Origin of the sequence: Agrobacterium salinitolerans (assembly GCF_002008225.1) — a bacterium.
Taxonomy (GTDB): Bacteria; Pseudomonadota; Alphaproteobacteria; order Rhizobiales; family Rhizobiaceae; genus Agrobacterium; species Agrobacterium salinitolerans.
Map to the genome: position 1 here is coordinate 151,857 of NZ_MRDH01000039.1, position 19,027 is coordinate 170,883.

Annotated in this window: 15 protein-coding genes; 7 read left to right on the forward strand and 8 right to left on the reverse strand. The window is 59.6% G+C overall.

Features of this window, described 5'->3' with window-relative positions:
- Window positions 1–131: 131 nt before the first annotated feature.
- Complete coding sequence (locus BS627_RS23465; protein ID WP_077985537.1) at window positions 132–1,244, forward strand: ABC transporter ATP-binding protein; 1,113 nt, start codon at window positions 132–134, stop codon at window positions 1,242–1,244.
- A 152-nt stretch (window positions 1,245–1,396) separates the two neighbouring features.
- Here BS627_RS23465 and BS627_RS23470 read toward each other — a convergent pair whose 3' ends face one another.
- Window positions 1,397–1,882 (reverse strand): hypothetical protein, encoded by a 486-nt coding sequence (locus BS627_RS23470; protein ID WP_077985538.1) that lies wholly within the window; start codon window positions 1,880–1,882, stop codon window positions 1,397–1,399.
- Between the two features lie 243 nt (window positions 1,883–2,125).
- On the opposite strand from BS627_RS23470, the gene BS627_RS23475 reads away from it, so the two are divergent.
- The 6 genes from BS627_RS23475 (at window position 2,126) to BS627_RS23500 (ending at window position 9,298) form a co-directional block, all read left to right on the forward strand.
- Window positions 2,126–2,989, forward strand: a complete 864-nt coding sequence (locus tag BS627_RS23475; RefSeq protein WP_077985539.1) for a MurR/RpiR family transcriptional regulator — start codon at window positions 2,126–2,128, stop codon at window positions 2,987–2,989.
- 82 nt (window positions 2,990–3,071) lie between these two features.
- Window positions 3,072–3,854, forward strand: coding sequence for an SDR family oxidoreductase (locus tag BS627_RS23480; RefSeq protein ID WP_077985540.1), 783 nt, complete (start codon window positions 3,072–3,074; stop codon window positions 3,852–3,854).
- 44 nt (window positions 3,855–3,898) lie between these two features.
- Window positions 3,899–5,818, forward strand: coding sequence for a beta-N-acetylhexosaminidase (locus BS627_RS23485; RefSeq protein ID WP_077985541.1), 1,920 nt, complete (start codon window positions 3,899–3,901; stop codon window positions 5,816–5,818).
- Between the two features lie 12 nt (window positions 5,819–5,830).
- On the forward strand, window positions 5,831–7,264 hold the full coding sequence (locus BS627_RS23490) for a M81 family metallopeptidase (RefSeq protein ID WP_077985542.1): 1,434 nt from the start codon (window positions 5,831–5,833) through the stop codon (window positions 7,262–7,264).
- A 61-nt stretch (window positions 7,265–7,325) separates the two neighbouring features.
- A complete protein-coding gene (locus BS627_RS23495; RefSeq protein ID WP_077985543.1) occupies window positions 7,326–8,531 on the forward strand; it encodes an MFS transporter in 1,206 nt (401 codons plus the stop codon).
- A gap of 26 nt (window positions 8,532–8,557) precedes the next feature.
- The gene (locus BS627_RS23500; protein WP_077985594.1) at window positions 8,558–9,298 is read left to right on the forward strand and encodes a copper homeostasis protein CutC; all 741 of its coding nucleotides are present in this window, start codon (window positions 8,558–8,560) and stop codon (window positions 9,296–9,298) included.
- Here the strand turns inward: BS627_RS23500 and BS627_RS23505 are convergent.
- The 7 genes from BS627_RS23505 to BS627_RS23535 all read right to left on the reverse strand — a co-directional run bounded on the left by BS627_RS23505 (window position 9,264) and on the right by BS627_RS23535 (window position 18,946).
- Entirely contained in the window at window positions 9,264–10,415 is a 1,152-nt protein-coding gene (locus tag BS627_RS23505) for a glycosyltransferase family protein (RefSeq protein ID WP_077985544.1), read from the reverse strand. The two genes, BS627_RS23500 and BS627_RS23505, sit on opposite strands and share 35 nt — an antisense overlap.
- Window positions 10,412–11,659 carry a glycosyltransferase gene (locus tag BS627_RS23510; protein WP_165691374.1) on the reverse strand — a complete coding sequence of 416 codons (1,248 nt, stop codon included), beginning with the start codon at window positions 11,657–11,659 and terminating at the stop codon, window positions 10,412–10,414. The genes BS627_RS23505 and BS627_RS23510 overlap by 4 nt, the downstream gene beginning before the upstream one ends.
- 43 nt (window positions 11,660–11,702) lie before the next feature.
- The gene (locus tag BS627_RS23515; RefSeq protein WP_077985545.1) at window positions 11,703–12,911 is read right to left on the reverse strand and encodes a glycosyltransferase family protein; all 1,209 of its coding nucleotides are present in this window, start codon (window positions 12,909–12,911) and stop codon (window positions 11,703–11,705) included.
- 72 nt (window positions 12,912–12,983) lie between these two features.
- The gene (locus BS627_RS23520) at window positions 12,984–14,159 is read right to left on the reverse strand and encodes an ABC transporter permease (protein WP_077985546.1); all 1,176 of its coding nucleotides are present in this window, start codon (window positions 14,157–14,159) and stop codon (window positions 12,984–12,986) included.
- A complete protein-coding gene (locus BS627_RS23525; RefSeq protein WP_077985547.1) occupies window positions 14,156–15,154 on the reverse strand; it encodes an ABC transporter permease in 999 nt (332 codons plus the stop codon). The genes BS627_RS23520 and BS627_RS23525 overlap by 4 nt, the downstream gene beginning before the upstream one ends.
- A gap of 1 nt (window position 15,155) precedes the next feature.
- Entirely contained in the window at window positions 15,156–17,057 is a 1,902-nt protein-coding gene (locus BS627_RS23530; RefSeq protein WP_077985548.1) for an ABC transporter substrate-binding protein, read from the reverse strand.
- The gene (locus BS627_RS23535; RefSeq protein ID WP_077985549.1) at window positions 17,054–18,946 is read right to left on the reverse strand and encodes an ABC transporter ATP-binding protein; all 1,893 of its coding nucleotides are present in this window, start codon (window positions 18,944–18,946) and stop codon (window positions 17,054–17,056) included. Before BS627_RS23535 ends, BS627_RS23530 begins: the two co-directional genes overlap by 4 nt.
- Window positions 18,947–19,027 lie beyond the last annotated feature (81 nt).

Consider the following 19,027-nt stretch of genomic DNA (forward strand, 5'->3'; position numbering starts at 1 on the left):
GGGAACGCCTGCGTCTTCCGGGATGCTCTTTCCCCTGTTTTTCAACGGTTCCGATCCGGTGTGGCTTTGCCCCTGTTTCGGAACATCTCTGAACGCGGCCTGATGTCGGCCGCTGACGGGAGAGGCAAGTCTTGGGTCAGCTTTATCTCAACAACGTCCGCAAGAACTATGGACACTTCGAAGTCATCAAGGGCGTTCAGCTCGACATCAGGGATGGCGAGTTCGTCGTTTTTGTCGGCCCCTCGGGATGCGGCAAATCCACATTGCTGCGCATGATCGCCGGTCTTGAGGATATTTCCGGCGGCGACGTCGTCATCAATGGCGTGAAGGTCAATGACTTGCCGCCGGTCAAGCGCGGCATCGCCATGGTGTTCCAGTCCTATGCGCTTTATCCGCACATGACGGTGTTTGAAAACATTGCTTTTCCGCTGCGCGTCGAAAAGATGGAAGAGGACAAGATCAGGCAGAAGGTCGAGGGTGTGGCCAAGATCCTCCAGCTCGACCAGCGTCTGCAGCAGCGCCCCGGCATGTTGTCCGGCGGTCAGCGCCAGCGCGTGGCGATCGGCCGCGCCATCGTTCGCGAGCCGAAAATATTCCTGTTCGACGAGCCGCTTTCCAACCTCGACGCTGCCCTTCGCGCCGACATGCGCATCGAACTTACCAATCTTCACCGGACGCTGAAGGCGACGATGATCTATGTCACCCACGACCAGGTGGAAGCCATGACCATGGCCGACCGCATCGTGGTGCTGAACGCCGGTAAAATTGCCCAAGTCGGCGCACCGCTCGAGCTTTATCACAAGCCGGCTAACCTGTTCGTGGCCGGCTTCATCGGCAACCCGAAAATGAATTTCCTGAAGGTCACCTGCAAATCCGTCAGCGCCGAGGGTGTGACTGTGGACTATGAGGGACAGACGGTCACCGTGCCGGTGGAACCCCGCGCCGGTCTTGAAGGCGCGCAGCTGACGCTCGGCATCCGCCCGGAACATACCGGTCTCGAACCGGCCGACCTCAATGTCACGGTCGCACCCAGCGTGATCGAGCGGCTCGGGGTCAATACCATTGCTTATGGTGTCGCGCCGACGGGTGAGAATTATTGCGCGTTGCTTTCCGGCTCCGCACCTGTGGTCGTGGATGAGCCCATCGTCACCGGTATCAAGGCTTCGGACTGCCATCTGTTTGATGAGAGCGGCGTTGCGCTGGAAAGGCGCGTCGATCTTTCAGTCCTCAAGCTGATCCAATAAGGCGCAGGAGCCGGGCCATGTTCTCTGTTTCCCCATGCCCGGCTGTTCCTGAGGCGATCCGTCTCCAGCAGCATTTTCCTGCTCATTCCAGACGAAAAAATAAAGCCGGGCTTTCGGCCCGGCATGCAAAGCTTGTCAAGATTTCTTCTGGATCACGGCATGGGGTTGGGCATGTAGCCGGTGAAACCGCTGATCTTCCAGCGTCCCTGATGCAGCCGGCAATAATAGAGCGTCTGCCATTTCATGACGTCGAAGCTGCCGTCGGCCTTGCGAAGCCCGCCGTCGAACTTCTTGCGCACCAGCGCGGTCTCACCTTCCACTTCGATTTCTTCCAGCGTGGTGGTCGCAAAGATAGCATCGCGCGGGTTCTCTGCGAATTGCTGGGTTTGAAAATCCTGCGCCTGCCGCAGCCACTCGTCCCGATAGGCGCCGAGCGAAGGGAAGGACAAGCGCCAATTGTCCGGGTTCGCATCCCGGTTGGCGTTGATGCCGAGAAAGCCGTCCTCGACGAAATCATCCGCGACCTTCGACCAGTCGGCGGCCAGAAAAGCGTCGATGTCACGCGTTACCAGCATCTCCCAGATGGAATGGCGGGCGATGTCTGTTTCGGGAAAAGGGTTTTTGAAGGGATCACGCATGGTTTCGGTCCGGTGTTGAAATTATTTTCAAGATTTGGAGATTTCTCTGGTGTTGATTGTTGGCATATGCTCATCTCTCAATCAACAAAGAAAATAATTTTCAAATTAAAGGTGTGCGTGGTGTCGTCAGCAAGACGAAACATCCTTGACTCATGGATCTATGCGGTTGACGGGCGCGCTTTCTTAGGGTGCATCGGAAACGGGGCCAAGCCTTAAGTTTTGGCGGAACGGAGACCGGTGAACATGGATATTTTTGCAAGAATACAGGAAGACAGGGGACAATTCTCGCAGTCTGAGCGACGGATTGCCGATATTCTGGTTTCGGACTTCGAATTCGCCGTCAATGCCTCGATCATCGAGCTGGCGGCGCGCGCGGAAGTGTCTCCGCCGACCGTGACGCGGTTCTGCCGCCGGCTGGGGTGCCAGAGCTTTTCGGATTTCAAGGTCAGCCTCGCCAAGACGGCCTATGTGGGTATCCGATATCTCACCTCCGAACCCTCCAGCACGGGACCCTCCGATGTTGCGGAAGAGGTGCTCGCCAAGGCGCAGGAAGCGCTTTTCCTGCTGCACAGGACGCTCGATCCGGCCCTTGCCGATGAAGCGGCGATCAGGATCGCCAATAGCGGCATGATCTATGCCTTCGGCGCTGGCGGCAATTCCTCGATGATCGCTTCGGAAATCCAGAACCGGCTGTTCCGCCTGGGGTTGCGCGTTTCGACCAGCGCCGATCACAGCATGCAGCTGATGATGACCGCCGCTGCGCGCAAGGAAGATGTCGTCATCGGCTCGTCCTTTTCTGGCCGTAACATGGAACTGGTGAAGTGTTTCAAGCTGGCGCGGGAAATGGGGGTCACCACCATTGCGCTCACCCAGAGCGACACGCCTGTTGCCGCGGCCGCCGACATGGTGGTGGCCGTCAATGTGCCCGAGGGGAACAATATCTTCCGCCCCACTTCATCGCGCTACGCCTATCTGGCCGCCGTCGATGTTCTGGCAACGCTTGCTGCCTATCATCAACGGCAACGATCGATGGTGACGTTACGTCACATCAAGCAGCAGTTGGTGGAGCATCGCGATCCGGACGACAAACAATTGCTCGGTGACTGAGGCGGGCTGACAAACAACATAGGCTGCTTTGCCTGAGATCCGTTCTGTGGCGGGTCGGAAAGCTTCAAGGGAGTTTCAGGAGATGAAGGACAGGAAAGACCAGCTCGCCGTCGTTACCGGCGCGGCAGGTGATATTGGCCGGGCGATTGCCGCGGCGCTCGCTGAAAGCCATGCAAAGGTCGTGTTGGTCGATATCGACCGCGGCGCCCTTTCGAGCGCGCTATCGGCGCTTTCCGATCCCCGCTTCGTTGCGAAAACCTGCGATGTCACCGACCCGCAGGACCTTGCAAGGCTGGCCGCCGAGGTTGCGGCGCTGGGCGATGTTGTAACCCTCGTCAACAATGCGGGCGCCGCAAGGGCGGTCAGCCTGCATGACACGACCGCCGATATATGGCGCAAGGACAATGCGCTCAATCTGGAAGCGCCGTTTCTCTGCTTCAGGGCTTTCGAAGAGGCGTTGAAGAAAACCCAGGGGGCGGTGGTTAATATCACCTCCGTCAATGGCATGGCGGTGTTCGGGCATCCTGCCTATAGCGCGGCAAAGGCCGGGCTGATCCATCTGACCAAGCTGATCGCCGTCGAATACGGCAAATTCGGCATTCGCGCCAACGCCGTGGCACCGGGCACCGTGCGCACGCAGGCGTGGGAAGCGCGGGCTGCAAGCAATCCTCAGGTCTTTGAGGAAGCAAAGCATTGGTATCCCCTGCAGCGCATCGTGAAACCTGAAGACGTGGCCAATGCCGTCGCCTTTCTGGCCGGCCCGCAGGCCGCCGCCATCAGCGGCGTGTGCCTGCCGGTCGATTGTGGTCTCACGGCAGGGCAGGCGCCGCTGGCCCGGACATTTTCGCAATCCGAACATTACTGACCGAAACCCGCTGACGGGTTCAATGCGCAATAAAGGGGAGCATCATGGCGCTCGCACAGTATCGTCTTGAAAATTCGTGGCATCCGCTCGCAGACTCCGCATCCGGCGGCTTCACCTTCACGCTGGTCAATCTTTCCCGCGAGCCGCTGAAGGATTTTCGCATCGTCTACACGTCGTTGACGCGGACGGTAGACAAACCTACGTGCGACAATGCCGTTTATCTGCGCCGCAATGCCAATTTCCATGAATTTGCACCGCCGCCGGGTTTTGTGCTGGAGTCCGGAAAATCCTGGTGCTTCACCGTCGATGGCCTGTTGCGGTCCGCCCGACATCGCACAGACGGCGCGAAATCTGCCTATATCAGTCTTGCCGATGGCACACATCGCGCCGTCGATGTCGGTGACCTGATGATGGATGGACGCCACAGCGAGCCGGCGCCGGTGCTGCTGCCGGAGGGCAAGCTCGATCTGCCCTTTTCGATCCAGCCATGGCCCGCTGAAATCGATGCAGAACCGGGTGAGGGTTTTCCCGTCGCGCTTTTCCCGGCGGAAGATGCGGGCGCAGAAGAAGTGCTTGCGGTGGAAACCGTGCTTTCGCTGTTCCGCCGGCTTTTTGCCGTCGGCCACGTGCCTTTCAGCCTCGCGCCGGTTCACGAGGGAAAACCGCTGCGTTTCAAGCGGCATAGCGGACTGGAAGCGGAAGGTTATCGCCTCAGCTTTTCCAAAGAAGCCGTTGTCGTAGAATATTCGGCCGCTGCCGGCCTGCAATATGGTCTGACGGTTCTGGCGCAGCTGCTGCATGGTGCGCGCATCGATCCGAAATTCCGTTTCCCGGCCTCCGGCACCATCAGCGATGCGCCGCGTTACAGTTGGCGTGGCTGCCACCTCGATGTTTCGCGGCAATTCTATCCGACAGGCGATGTCCTGCGGCTTATCGATATTCTCGCATGGCTGCGCATGAACCGCTTCCATTGGCACCTGACGGATGACGAGGCATGGCGGCTCGAAATCAAGGCCTATCCGCTGCTGACCACCGTCGGCGCCACGCGCGGCCCGGATGCGCCGCTCCTGCCGCAGCTCGGTAACGGGGCTGAGCCGGTGTCGGGCTATTACACGCAGGATGAGGTGCGCATGGTCGTCGCGCATGCGGCGGCATTGAACGTCGAAATCGTGCCGGAAGTCGATATTCCCGGCCACAGCACGGCGGCTCTCGTGGCCTATCCGGAGCTGACGGATGGGCAGGAAGCGCCGGACAGCTACCGCTCTGTGCAGGGATATCCGAACAATGCGCTCAACCCGGCCATCGAGTCGACCTATGAATTCCTCGGCAAGATATTCGACGAGATGGTGGAGCTGTTCCCATCGCGGCTGATCCATATTGGCGGCGATGAGGTTGCGGATGGGTCGTGGCTGACCTCGCCGCTTGCCAAGGCGCTGATGGAAAAGGAAGGGCTCGACGGCACCTTCGGCATTCAGTCCTATTTCATGAAGCGCATCCAGGGCATGCTGCATGAGCGCGGCCGCCAGCTTGCCGGCTGGGACGAAGTTTCCCATGGTGGTGGCGTCGATCCGGCCGGAACATTGCTGATGGCATGGCAGAAGCCGGAAGTCGGCCTTGAGCTTGCAAAGCAGGGCTACGACGTGGTGATGACCCCGGGTCAGGCCTATTATCTCGACATGGTGCAGGATGAAGCCTGGCAGGAGCCGGGGGCGAGCTGGGCCGGCACCGTTCCGCCTTCGCATACTTATGCCTATGAGGCTGTTGGCGAATTTCCCGAGGAGTTGAAGGAGCGGATGAAGGGCGTTCAGGCTTGCATCTGGTCCGAACATTTCCTCAATCGCGCCTATTTCAACCATCTGGTTTTCCCCCGTCTGCCAGCGATTGCCGAGGCGGCGTGGACGCCAAGGGCGCAAAAGGACTGGTTGCGTTTTGCGGCCATCGTCCCCTTGAGCCCGGTTTATTGAGGGGAAACCGACATGCGTATTGCCGTGGGTGGAATTCATACCGAATGCAGCACCTATTCGCCGGTGCTGATGGGCGAGCAGGATTTTCGCGTCTTTCGCGGCGCGGAACTGCTGGAGGCCGAGTATTTCAGTTTCCTCGGAGAAGGCGGGGCGGACGTGTTGCCGCTTCTGCATGCGCGGGCGGTGCCGGGTGGTCCGGTGTCACGCGTGGCCTATGACGCTTTCAAGCGGGAGTTCCTCGAACGCCTGAAGGCGTCGTTGCCGCTGGACGGGCTTTATCTCGCCATGCACGGTGCGATGAATGTCGAAGGCATGGACGATGCGGAAGGTGACTGGATTTCAAGCGCCCGCGCCGTCGTCGGGCCGGATGTCGTGGTCGCCGCGAGTTATGATCTGCATGGCAATGTCAGCCAGACGATTATCGATCAGTTGGATATCTTTGCCGGCTACCGAACCGCGCCGCATATCGATGTGCGCGAGACGATGGTGCGGGCATGGACGATGTTGCTCAAGGCTCTGAAGTCGGGAGAAAGACCCGGCGTGACCTGGGCGAAAATCCCTGTTCTGCTGCCGGGTGAAAAAACCTCCACGGAGGATGAACCCGCCAAAAGCCTCTATGCCGTGCTGCCTGATTACGATGCGCGGTCCGGCATATGGGATGCGAATTTCATGATCGGCTACGTCTGGGCGGACGAACCCCGGGCGACGGCCTGCGCCGTGGTGACGGGAACGGACAAAGCGGCCGCACAGGCGGTCGCGGCCGAGATTGCGCAATCCTACTGGAATGCCCGGCAGGATTTTCGTTTCGGGCCTGTGACGGAGCCGCTCGAGGCCATTCTGGATATCGCCGAAAACACGGCAACGCGGCCGATCATCTTGGCCGACTCCGGGGATAACCCGACCGGCGGCGGGGTTGGCGATCGCGCCGATGTTCTGGCTGCGCTGATTGCGCGCAACTGGCAGGGTGCGCTGCTGGGCGGCATCACCGACAGGCCGGCGGTCGAAGCCTGTTTTGCGGCCGGCGAAGGTGCGAGCCTTTCCCTGAAGATCGGCGGCAGTCTCGATCCGCAGAGCCAGTCCGTGACCGTCGCAGCCCGTGTTGTGAAATTGGACGACCCAGGTGCTGCTGACCAGCGTCAGGCAGTGGTCGCCATCGGCGGCGTCACGGTCATTCTGGCGGCGCGGCGCAGGCCTTATCACATGATCTCCGATTTCACCCGTCTCGGCTTTAATCCAAAGGAGGTGCGGTTACTGGTCGTCAAGTCCGGTTATCTTTCGCCGGAGCTTGCGCCTATCGCCAATCCCAACCTCATGGCGCTGACGGAAGGGGTCATCAATCAGGATATCGAAAATCTTCCCAATCGCCGCCGGGACGGCGATTTGTACCCATGGAAGCCGCATTTCGATTATACCCCTCAGCCCATCCTTTCGGCCCGCTGGCGATGACAGCGGTTCGGTAGCTTTACCCAGCGATCCGGCGGCGCCGGATCATCTCAGGCGAATATCCATGCCGTCGGCTCTTTCCATCGTCATCAACAATCCGTCGATCCGCATCGGGGCGCTCGCCATCCTGTTCTTCGGGTTTTCGAATGCGGCGACCGCCCCCTATCAGGCGGTCATCGGTATTCGCGAAATCGGGCTGAGCAACAGCGTCTATTCGCTGCTGATGCTATTTGCTGCCGTCATCAACGTCAGCGCCAGCGTGTTGATGGGTATTGTTGCAGACAGGCTGGGTGAATATCGCAAGCCAATGCTCTATATCGCGCTCTTCGGCGTCAGCGGTTATCTGCTGGTCTATCTGGCCGGCAACGCCACCGCCTTCGTCGCTGCAAAGCTGGTGCTTCTGCCGATTTTCGGAGCGATGAATTCGTTGATCTTCGCCCATGTGCGCGCAGACGCGCGCAATCTTTCGACGGGTGAGATGATCGCGGTGAATTCGATCATGCGGGCAACCATCTCGCTTTCCTGGGTGCTGGTGCCGGGCATTGTCGGTGTTTTTCTGGTGAATTCCGGCAATATGCTGATGGCGTTCCTGTTTTCGGGCATCTGCGCACTTGTCTGCTTTCTGCTCGTCGCCTTCTGCCTGCCGCGGGCCGCCACGCCTGCATCGGCAAATACCGAAGCGCGGTTCGGCCTGCGCGCGTCGCTTGCGGAAATCGGATCCCGGCGGGTGCTGCTCCGGATCATCGCCATCGCGCTCATCTGCTCGATGCTGCATCTCAACGATTCCGTGCGTTCGCTCATCATAACCGGACAGGCCAAGGGCACGGTGGCGGATATCGGCATTGTCGCGGGCATCGTCGCTGCGCTGGAAATCGTCTTCATTCTCCTGTGGGGCTGGATCGAGAAAAAGGTTCCGCAGACGCTGACACTTGCGGCGGGAGCGGGGCTCTATGCCATCTATCTCATTCTGCAGGGGCTTGCTTCAGCGCCGTGGCATATCTACGCCCAAACGGTCATCAGTGCGCTGGGCGCTGCCGCGATCATCAGCATTCCAATTACCTACCTGCAGGAGCTGATCGCGGACCGGCCGGGACTCGGAAGCTCGCTGATCGCCGTGAATATCTTCCTCGGTGCCGGTCTGGGTGCGTTGATTTTTGCCATTGGAACCCTGGTTTCCAGCTATTCGGGGACTTCCATATTGGGTGCGATGGTGGGGCTGGGCGGCGTTTATATGCTTTACGCGCTTGATGGAAAGGGCCGCCGCAGGTAACGGCCACCCAAATGAAAGAGGTTACGATGATTCTCGAAATTTGCGTGGACGATGTCGCCGGTCTGGAAGCGGCGGTCAGCGGCGGGGCCGATCGCATCGAACTTTGTGCGGCTCTTTCCGGCGGCGGTGTGACGCCCTCGGCGGGTTTCATGCAGCGTGCGGCGTCCTGCGGGTTGCCGGTGAGCGTCATGATCAGGCCGCGCGCCGGTGATTTTGTCTTCACCCGCGACGAAGCGGATGTGATGAAACGCGATATCGACGCGGCGCGTGCCGCCGGCCTTTCCGGCGTGGTGCTCGGCGCGTCGCATGGCGATGGTTCGCTCGATATCGGCTTGCTTGAAGAACTGCGTCGTCATGCCGACGGGCTGGATGTTACGCTGCACCGGGCTTTCGATGTCGTGCCTGACATGGAAGAGGCGCTGGAAGCCGCCATCGCATTGGGGTTCTCAAGAATTCTCACCTCAGGCGGGGCGCGTTCGGCGCTTGAAGGGATTGAGGCTCTGGCCCACCTGTCCGAGACGGCGGCAAGCCGCATCGTCATCATGCCCGGCGCCGGGGTGCGTCCGCAGAGCGTTCAGACATTGCTGGATCGCTTTCCGATAACGGAAATCCACGCATCCTGTTCCGCCGTTCCATCCTATGATCCGGACAGCAGGGTGGCGAAGCTCGGTTTCACCGGCGCAGGGCGCAAGATTACCGATGAGGCGGCGGTTCGCGAGTTGAAGACGATCCTCACCGCTCATCATAAAGGCGGCGCAGCGCTCTAGCTGTTCCGGCCGCGCCATCGAGATCGAGCGCGATCGTGCCGGGCGCCGGTAGGGAGAATGCCGTCTTGATGGCATCGGCCATCGCTTGCGCCGAAATATCCTTCTCCTCCAGCACATACGCCAGCCCCAGCCGCGCCAGCCGTTCGGCGCGGGCGCTCTGTTCGGTTTCGCCTCCGGCTGCGAAGGGGATCAGAAGCGAGCGGCATTTTGCCTGAAGAATATCGCAGACGGTGTTGTAGCCGGCCTGTGAAATCGAAAGCCGTGCGCCGGCGAGCAAACTTGCGAAATCCTTGCGGAAACGGAAGACGGACACATTGTCCGCCGCCTGCGCCGAGATTGCATCGAAATCCGCCTGCGGCATGTTGGGACCGGTCACGAGGCACCAGTTCTTGATGCCATCCAGTAGATGGGCAGCCTCGAGAGCAGCCCGGATGAGTTCGGCGCCAACGGCGCCTCCGCCTGCGGAAACCACGATATCGAATTTTTCCGCCGGTTCCGGCGGCGGAAGAGGAGCGACGAGGCCGGTATAGACGATGCGCTGCCTGATCTCGCCTGCGAGGGGAAAAGTGTCTTCCAGCCGGGCAAAATCCGGATCGCCATGGACGAGCACCGCATCGAAATGTTTCTTAACCAGCGACACGGTCTCTTCATCCCGTCCGGGTTTCGTCTTTTCTTGCAAGATATCGCGCAGCGACGCCATGACGAGCGGGCGCGGTTCGCTGTCTTCTATCTCATCGAGAAGCGGCAGCAATTCGAAACGCACCTGCCTGCGGCCGAACGGGAAGGCTTCAATGATAACGATATCGGGTTTGGCGCCGTGATAGGCCCCGATAAGCATGTCGGTTCTCAGCCTCTTGAAGTCGTCGTCCACCGGTTTGCCGGAACTGTCGACCAGGCCGGCAAAGCTGCCGTCGCTGACGGCGATGGGCGGCAATTCGACATGGCGGATGCCCTCGCCCGGAAAGCCCGGAACAGGCGTGCCGCCCGTGACCAGCACGACATCGAAACCGTTCGCCTGAAGGGCGTTGGCAATGCGGCTGGCGCGGGCGATATGGCCGATGCCGAGAAGGTGCTGGACGTAGAAGAAGACGCAGGGGCGTTTTTCCGTATCGGTCATGGCGTTTTTTCCCACTCTTTCTCGAACAGGGCCTTCAGCTCGATAATGCTGGTGCGATGGTCGAAGGCGGTGCGCACACGGTCTTCGGCGGCGCTGCCAAGACGCTGGCGCAATTGCGGATCGGTGATGGCCATGCGCAGCGCCTCTGCGAAAGCGGCCGGGTTTTCCGGTTCCGTCAGCAGGCCGTTTTGACCGCTGACGAAAAACTCCGGTATCCCGGAAATATTGGTGGAGATGCAGGTCAGCGCCTGGCTCGCGGCCTCGACCAGCACATTTGGCAGGCCGTCGCGGTCGCCATCGCTGGTGATGCGGCAAGCTAGAGCGAAGAGGTCCGCTTCGCGATAGTTCTCCAGCACCTGTTTCTGGTCCATGGCCCCGGTCCAGACGATCCTGTCGGCGACGCCGAGTTCGTCTGCGAGTTTCTTCAGTCCGCCCAGTTCATCGCCGCCGCCGATATGGGTGAAGCGCCAATGCATATCCTGCGGCAGCGAGGCGAGCGCACGCAGGAGAATATCGATGCCCTTTTTCTTGACCGCCCGGCCGACGCTCAAAATCCTCACCGGATCTTTGGCGTCTGAACCGTCTCTTGCCGTTCGCGACGTGTCGAAATGCGGGAAACGGGTGAGATCGAGGCCATGATAGCTCAGATGCACATTCCGCCGGGCCCCGGAAAGGGTCTGCAGATGCTGGAAGCCGCCAGCGGTGCAGGTCACCGCCCAGCGCGCGCTTTGCAGTTTGGCGGCAAGGTCGCGGTCGCTGGAGGTCCAGATGTCCTTGGCGTGGGCTGAAATCGTCCAGGGCGTGCCGGTGATGAGGTGAGTATAGGCGGCGACCGAGGCGGGGGTGTGGATGAAATGGACATGCAGCCATTCGGCATCTTCAGGCCATTCATGCGCGAGCACCGCAGCCTGTCCGAAACGGCGGAAGCGATTGCGGCTGAGATCATGCGGCAGATCGTTGAAAAAGCGGCGAAGCGCCTTGGTGAAGCCCGGCTTCCCGCGGCACGCCCAAAGCGCCTTCAAAACCCGTAGCGGCTCCTCATGCAGATATTCCGGCAAGTATGTCACGGGCGCGCGGATTTCATCGTGAACGGGGTGGCGCTTTTTATCCGTCGGACGGCGCATCGACATGAGTTCGAGCTTCAGCCCGGCCTTCTCCAGTCCCAGAAGTTCCTGGGCGATGAACGTCTCGGACAGGCGCGGATAGCCCTTGAGGAGCACCACGATTTTTTTTGTATCGGTCACGTTGCGCGTGTCTCTTTTGAAGCCGTGTTTGTCGGGGAACCGGTCACGCGGAGAGCGTAATCGGTGCCTTATCGCTTTCGGGCGGCAGCCATTCGGCTATCCGGCGCGATATGTTTTCAAGACCGTCCAGCTTCAGCCCGCACGCATTGACGGAGGGCGGCGCGCGGTGCGGCAGGGCTTTCAGAGCCGCGGCCATTTTTGCCGGGTTTTCGGCATCTTCCGGCAGAAGCATGTCGAAAAGACCAAGCTCCGAGGCGCGACTGGCGCGGATAAGCTGCTCTTCGCGCGGCACCGTGCGCGGTACAACGAGGGCGGGTTTGTCGAAGGACAATATTTCGCAGACGGTGTTGTAGCCGCCCATGGAGACAACGGCCTGGGCCCCGGCGACGAGGTCTTCCATGCGGTTGTCGAATTCGATGATCTCGATATGCGGGATATCGGCAACGCTGCTCATGAAGCGCTGGCGCTGATCCGCCGGCATATAGGGGCCGAGCACGACAAGCGCCTTATGGGTCAGTTCCGGGTCATGGCGATAGGCATTGATGACGTCATCGATCAATTCACTGCCATCGCCGCCGCCGCCGGTGGTGATGAGAAGATAATCGCCTTCCGGCCGATGCGCCACGGTTTCGGCCTGCGTTTTGGATCGTTGCAGAAAGCCCACGAAATCCATCTTGTCGCGCACGGTCTGCGGAACGTCGAGCCCTGTCAGGGGGTCGTGGAAATCGGGTGGGCCATAGACCCAGACATGGTCATAGAACTGGCCGATCTTGGTCATGACGTTGTTGCGTTTCCACTCCGCCTCAAGCAGCTGCGGCGCGTCCATGACGTCGCGCAGGCCGATGACGAGCTTGGTGCCCTGTCCCTTGAGATAGGCAAGCGTTTCCTCCACCTCGCCGCGCAGGCCCATGGGCTCCTTGTCGACGATGAAGATATCCGGCTGGAAGCTTTCGGCGGTGTGGTAGATGATGGAGCGGCGCATCTTCAACGTTTCCTGAAGATCGATATGCCTGTCCATGGACGTATATTCGCCGTTGCGCAGCTTGATGACGCTCGGGATTTTCACGAAATCGACGCGGGCGCGGTAATCGAAAGCGCCGGCAATCGTCGCGCCGGAAATGATGAGGACGTTGAGGCCGCGATAATCCTCCACCAGAGCATGCGCGATGGTGCGACACCGCCGCAGATGCCCGAGCCCGAAGGAATCGTGGCTGTACATGAGAATACGCGCGTCGTTCAAACGGGAGGTCATGGGCCACACCTCTTTTTGCCTTTCACAAAAAAGGCGATGGCGGAAGGGCAGTTTATCAAAGGGTGTTCCATTTTATCTGAAGGGATCCGCAGCATCACGTAGTCCGTCACCGAAGAAATTAAAGGCCAGAATGACGAGAACGACCGGGATCGTCGGGATGAGAAGCCATGGATATAGCGCAATGACGCTGACGCTGCGCGCCTCCGTGAGCAGAATTCCCCAACTTGTGATCGGTGGTCTGAGACCGAGGCCGAGGAAGCTCAGGGCGGTCTCGCCGAGAATCATGCCGGGTATCGTCAGAGTGGCCGATGCGATCAAGTGTGACATGAAGCCGGGAATAAGGTGTCTGCCGATAATGCGCGGCGTGCCGGCACCCATTAATTGTGCAGACAAAACATAGTCTTCTTCGCGAAGCGCCAGAAGTTTCGAGCGCACGGCGCGTGCAAGGCCCGTCCAGTCCAGCATGCCGAGAATGATGGTGATGCCGAGATAGACAAGGATCGGGCTCCAGGTCACCGGCATGATTGCGGCGAGCGCCAGCCACAGCGGAATGCTGGGAATGGATTGCAGCACTTCGATGATGCGCTGGACGATCAGGTCAAACGTGCCGCCGCGATAGCCCGCCAGACCGCCGATCACAATGCCGAGAACGAAGCTCATGGCGACGCCGAGAAGGCCGATGGTCAGCGAAATGCGCGCACCATAGATGATGCGCGACAGCACGTCACGCCCGAGACGATCCGTGCCGAGCAGGAACAATTCACCACCCTCCGCTGGGCAGACGAGATGGGTTCTGCCCTCGAACATGCCCCAGAAGCGATAGGTATCGCCTTTGCAGAAGAAACGCAGCGGCTGGATATCCGTCGGGACATCCCGATAGATCCGTCTCAGATTGTCCATGTCGAGCGTCATTTCCCGGCCGTAAACGAAGGGGCCGACAAATTTTCCATCATTGAACAGGTGAATGGCCTGCGGAGGGGCGTAGATATTTTCAATATTGCGGGTGTGGAGATTATAGGGCGCCAGAAACTCGCAGATCAGGATCGAAAGATAAAGCACCACCAGAAAGACGCCGGACCACACGGCGATCTTGTGCTGACGGAACTGCCACCACATGAGGCGCAGCTGCGAGGCCTTGCTGAAGGCGGCCATTCCAGATGTGTTGGGTTCGATCAGCGAAGGATCGAAGGGTGCGGTCGAGACGTAATGGGGCAGCGTTTCGCCGGGTTTCGGAATGGATGAAGTCATTTGACGTTACCACCTCCGAAGCGGATTCTCGGGTCGAGTATGGCAAGGGCAATATCCGACACCAGAACGCCGATCACCGTCAGGAATGCCAGGAACATCAGGAACGAACCGGCCAGATACATATCCTGGCTCTGCAACGCCCTGATGAGCATGGGGCCAGTGGTTTCGAGTGATAGGACGACAGCGGTGATTTCCGCGCCTGATATGATAGCGGGCAGGATCGAACCGATATCTGAGATGAAGAAATTCAGCGCCATGCGCAGCGGATATTTGGTCAGCACCTTGAAGGGGTGCAGCCCCTTGGCGCGGGCGGTGACCACATATTGTTTCTGCAATTCGTCGAGCAGATTGGCGCGCAGGCGGCGAATCATGCCGGCGGTGCCCGCCGTTCCGATGATGAGGACGGGAATCCAGATATGTTCGAGGATCGATTTGAACTTCGCCCAGCTCATCGCCTGGTTCAGATATTCCCGGTCCATCAGATGGCCGATGGAGATGCCGAACCAGATATTGGCGAAATACATCAGGATCAGCGCCAGCATGAAGTTGGGAATGGCGATGCCGAGCAGGCCGAGGAAGGTGAGGCCATAATCGCCCCAGCTATATTTATGCGTGGCGGAGTAGATGCCGATCGGGAAGGCGATAAGCCAGGTGACGATGATGGTGACGAAGGAGACGAGCACCGTCAGCCACAGGCGGTCTCCCACCACATCGCTGACCGGCAGCTGATATTCGAAGGAATAACCGAAATCGCCGACCAGCATTCCGGTTGCCCAGCGGAAATAACGGATCGGGGCTGGCTGGTCGAAACCGTAACGGGTGCGCAGCTCCTCGATTTCGGCAAGGTTTGCCGTTTCGCCCATGGCGCGTAGCTCGGCGACATAGCTTTCGAAATAATCGCCCGGCGGCAGCTCGATGATGGTGAAAACCAGCATCGAGATCAGGATTAGCGTGGGGATCATGACGAGGACGCGCTTTAAAATATACCGCAGCATATCAGGCGTCTCCGTCGTACCAGAAGCTATCCGGCATATAGACGCCGAGATAGGATGTGGGCTCGTAACCGAAAAGCGCTTTTTCCGGCACGTTTCGCATGCGTTTGACGTGAACGACGGGTTGCAGCGCGCCGTTGACGATGCCGATGGAAAATACCTGCTGCGTATAAATCTCCAGCATTTCCAGCCAGATGGCCTCGCGCTCTTCCTCGGTGACGCTTCTGCGCCATTTTTTCAGCAGATCGAGCAGGTGCGCCGCCTCCGGCAGATCGGGCTCCTTGCCCTCGCGGCCGCCCGAAAGATAATGCACACCCCAGACCGGCCATTGCAGCTGGTCATCGCCGGTGGGGGCGAGGCCGGAAGGCAGCATGTCTGGTGTCGGAACACCGTTGTCCATGCCCATCCAAACGGACATCAGCACTTCGCCGCCCATGGCGCGCTTGCGGAAGACATCGCGCTGGGTGGGGCGGACGGAAACCGCAATACCGATATGTCGCCAGTGATCCGTCACCAGTTCCATCACGTCGGTTTCGAGCGTGCTTTCGCCTGTCGTCTCGACGATGATGTAAGCCGGGCGGCCATCGGGCAGAAGGCGCAAGCCCGCGTCATCGCGCTTGTCGAGACCGGCTTCATCAAGCAGCCGGTTGGCGGTTGCGCGGTCAAATGCGCTCCAGGCATCGGCAAATTCCTGCCGGTAAAGCGAGCTTTCCGGGAGCACGGTATCGGCACTTTCCTTTGCCAGCCCGTAAAAGCAGACCATGTTGATTTCGTGCCGGTTGATCGCGAGCGACAGCGCCCGGCGCACGCGCACATCCTGAAAAGCGCTGCGCCAGACCGCGTCGGCGCAATTGAGATTGGGCAAAAGCGCGATGCGTGAGCCCTGAGAGCGCTTGTAGAGGTTTACCTTCAGGGGAAAGCGCTTTTCGGCATCCTTCAGGAAGGTGTAATCGGCGAAATCGAGGCCGAAATATTGCAGGTCGCTATCGCCCGATGCCGTCTTGGCCGAGATGATATCGGAGGAGGTGACGTTGAGCAGGAAACGGTCGAGATAGGGCAGCTGCAGGCCGTTTTCGTCGACCCGGTGATAATAGGGGTTGCGTTCGAACACGAACTGCTCAGAGGGCGGCGCGGTGGTGTTGCGCCAAGCATCCAGGGTCGGCAGATCGGGATTTTCGGGCCGCACCTGCCGCGACATCTTGATATGCAGCCCGCTCCAGTCATCCGTCTTGTTTTTCTTGATCAGCTTGGCGAGCTTTTCCGCCGTCTGATATTTGATGTGGAACTGTTTCATATAGGCGGCGGGCAGGAACAGCCGCGCCGGTGAGGCCGCTGCGAGTTTCGCCAGAAAATCCGGATTGGGGCCATCCCAGGTGTAGCGCACCGTCTGCCGGTCGATGACTTCGATAAGCGGCGGCTTCTCGTTGACCAGAAGTTCGATCGGCGGGCCGCCCTTGTGGATTTCCCTGTTGAGGGCGACGTCCTCCCAGAAATAGCGGAAATCCTCGGAGGTGAAATCGCTGCCGTCGGACCATTTGTGGCCCTCGCGCAGCTTGAAGGTGAAGATGCGTTCTTCCTGAACCTCGTAACTTTCGAGGATATCCGGATGCAGCTCGAATTTTTCGTCATAACCGACAAGACGGGCATAGCTGCTGATCGGCATCAGGCGAATGTCGCGCTGGCCGCCAATGAGCATACGCACCGAGCCGCCATGTTTTCCCGGCTCGCGGCCAAGCGCTTTCATGTCAATGACACGCGGGTTTTTCGGCAGGCGCTCGGCCACGTCGGGCAATTCACCCTTTTCCCGTTTTTCCTTGAAATAGCTGGGGTCGGTGTAGGCGGCCCGCGCATAGGCCGGCAGGAAGACGGAAGCCAAGAGGGCAAGGGTGGTGCGACGCGTGATCAAGGGCGAAGCTCCCGGATATCGGCATTGCCGTTTGCAAGGACGAAATGGCCTTCGCCGAGATCGGCGGAAATCATGTCGCCATCACCCTCGTCACGAAACTGTTTACCCCAGTCGAATTTGCCCGTCGCGCTGATCTTGCCGATGGTGCGGAAATCGAGCGGGCGGTCGAGATCGGGGAAAGGCACGGCCGCCAGCAGGGATTTGGTATAGGGATGAACCGGAGAGCGCATCAGGATTTCGCGCGGCGCCAGTTCCACGATACGGCCTTCGCACATCACGGCCACGCGGTCGGCCATATAGTCCACCACCGCGAGATTGTGCGAAATGAAGAGATAGGTCAGCCCGAGATCCTGCTGCAAATCCTTAAGAAGATTGAGGATTTGCGCCTGTACGGAGACATCGAGGGCGGAAACGGGTTCGTCGCAGATGAGAAGTTCGGGGCCGAGCGCCAATGCCCTGGCGATGCCGATACGCTGCCTCTGTCCGCCCGAGAAACTGTGGGGATAACGGTTGAGTGCACTTTCTCCAAGCCCGATGGCCCTGACGAGACCGCGAACTTTCTCCGCGCGGTATTTCGCGTCACCCCGCCCATGGATTTCCAGGGGTTCGCTCAGGATGTTGCCCACGGTCATGCGCGGAGACAGCGAGGATATCGGGTCCTGAAAGACCATCTGTATCTTCGACCGCAGCTCTTTCAGGTCTCCATCCCTGGCATTGAGGACATCGATGTCGCCTTCAGGCCGGTGAAAGGTCACCGAACCCTCATCCGGGCGTACGGCGCGCATGAGGATTTTGCTGACTGTGGTTTTGCCGCTGCCGCTTTCGCCGACCAGTCCGAGGCATTCGCCACGTCGGATTTCGAAGCTGACGCTGTCGACAGCCTTGGTGGCGTTGGCGGCGCCTTTGCTGAACCAGCTCGATTTCCGGGTAGTGAAGGTCTTGCTGATATTGTTCACGGTAAGGAGGGGGCCGGGAGTTTTATTGAACGCGGCCGTCTTCTTGCCGACGAGGCTTTCGTGGTCGATGTTGATTTCGCGCAGCGCCTTCAGCCTTTCGCCGGGCTTCATGTCGAAATGCGGTACGGCGGCCATCAGCCCCTTGAGATAGGGGTGGGCCGGCGCCTTGAAAATGTCATCGACGGTGCCGGCTTCCATGATCTCGCCCTGATAGATCACGGCGACCTCGTCGGCGATGTTGGCGACTACACCAAGATCGTGGGTGATGAGCAGCATGCTCATGTTCAGCCGGCTCTGGAGATCGCGCAGCAGCTTGAGGATTTGTGCCTGTATCGTCACATCCAGCGCCGTTGTCGGCTCGTCGGCGATCAGAAGTGCGGGACGACAGATCAGCGCCATGGCGATCATGGCGCGCTGGCGCATGCCGCCCGACAGCTCGAAGGGATACATGTTCACGACCTTCTTGGGGTTGGAAAACCCCACAAGGTCGAGCGTTTCATGCATTTTTTCCGCGCGTTCGGCCGGTGACAGGATGCTGTGAATCCTGAGCGCCTCGTCGATCTGGTTGCCGATGGTGTGCAGCGGCGAAAAAGATGTCATCGGCTCCTGAAAGATCAGGCCGATGCGATTTCCGCGTATCGAACGGATTTCTCGGCCGTCCTTCGGCAGTTGCAGCAGATCGACAGGGCCGGCCGCGGCATTTTCCGGATCGGTGAATAGCACGCGTCCATTCACACGCGCCGTCTTGGGATGGATGCCCATGATGGTCTGGCCGATGACGGATTTTCCCGAACCGGACTCGCCGACGAGCGCTGTGACTTTCCCCGGAAGAATGCGAAGGCTTGTGCCCCTGACGGCATTGATGGTGCCGCCCATGAGAGAAAACGAGACCTGCAGATTTTCAATACGGAGCAAATCTGCGCCTGCGCTCATGCCAAAGGGTTCCTTGCCGTCTCTTTATCGTTGCGTTGTGACAATTTGCTTAGGAGGGCTTAAATCAACGTTATCGCAGGG

What these genes read in the sequence shown, in the direction of transcription:
- BS627_RS23490 (WP_077985542.1), top strand. Translation starts at nt 5,831, where the DNA reads ATGCGTATTGCCGTGGGTGGAATTCATACCGAATGCAGCACCTATTCG.
- BS627_RS23470 (WP_077985538.1), bottom strand. Translation starts at nt 1,882, where the DNA reads ATGCGTGATCCCTTCAAAAACCCTTTTCCCGAAACAGACATCGCCCGC.
- BS627_RS23525 (WP_077985547.1), bottom strand. Translation starts at nt 15,154, where the DNA reads ATGCTGCGGTATATTTTAAAGCGCGTCCTCGTCATGATCCCCACGCTA.
- BS627_RS23505 (WP_077985544.1), bottom strand. Translation starts at nt 10,415, where the DNA reads ATGACCGATACGGAAAAACGCCCCTGCGTCTTCTTCTACGTCCAGCAC.
- BS627_RS23480 (WP_077985540.1), top strand. Translation starts at nt 3,072, where the DNA reads ATGAAGGACAGGAAAGACCAGCTCGCCGTCGTTACCGGCGCGGCAGGT.
- BS627_RS23520 (WP_077985546.1), bottom strand. Translation starts at nt 14,159, where the DNA reads ATGACTTCATCCATTCCGAAACCCGGCGAAACGCTGCCCCATTACGTC.
- BS627_RS23495 (WP_077985543.1), top strand. Translation starts at nt 7,326, where the DNA reads ATGCCGTCGGCTCTTTCCATCGTCATCAACAATCCGTCGATCCGCATC.
- BS627_RS23515 (WP_077985545.1), bottom strand. Translation starts at nt 12,911, where the DNA reads ATGACCTCCCGTTTGAACGACGCGCGTATTCTCATGTACAGCCACGAT.
- BS627_RS23535 (WP_077985549.1), bottom strand. Translation starts at nt 18,946, where the DNA reads ATGAGCGCAGGCGCAGATTTGCTCCGTATTGAAAATCTGCAGGTCTCG.
- BS627_RS23475 (WP_077985539.1), top strand. Translation starts at nt 2,126, where the DNA reads ATGGATATTTTTGCAAGAATACAGGAAGACAGGGGACAATTCTCGCAG.
- BS627_RS23500 (WP_077985594.1), top strand. Translation starts at nt 8,558, where the DNA reads ATGATTCTCGAAATTTGCGTGGACGATGTCGCCGGTCTGGAAGCGGCG.
- BS627_RS23485 (WP_077985541.1), top strand. Translation starts at nt 3,899, where the DNA reads ATGGCGCTCGCACAGTATCGTCTTGAAAATTCGTGGCATCCGCTCGCA.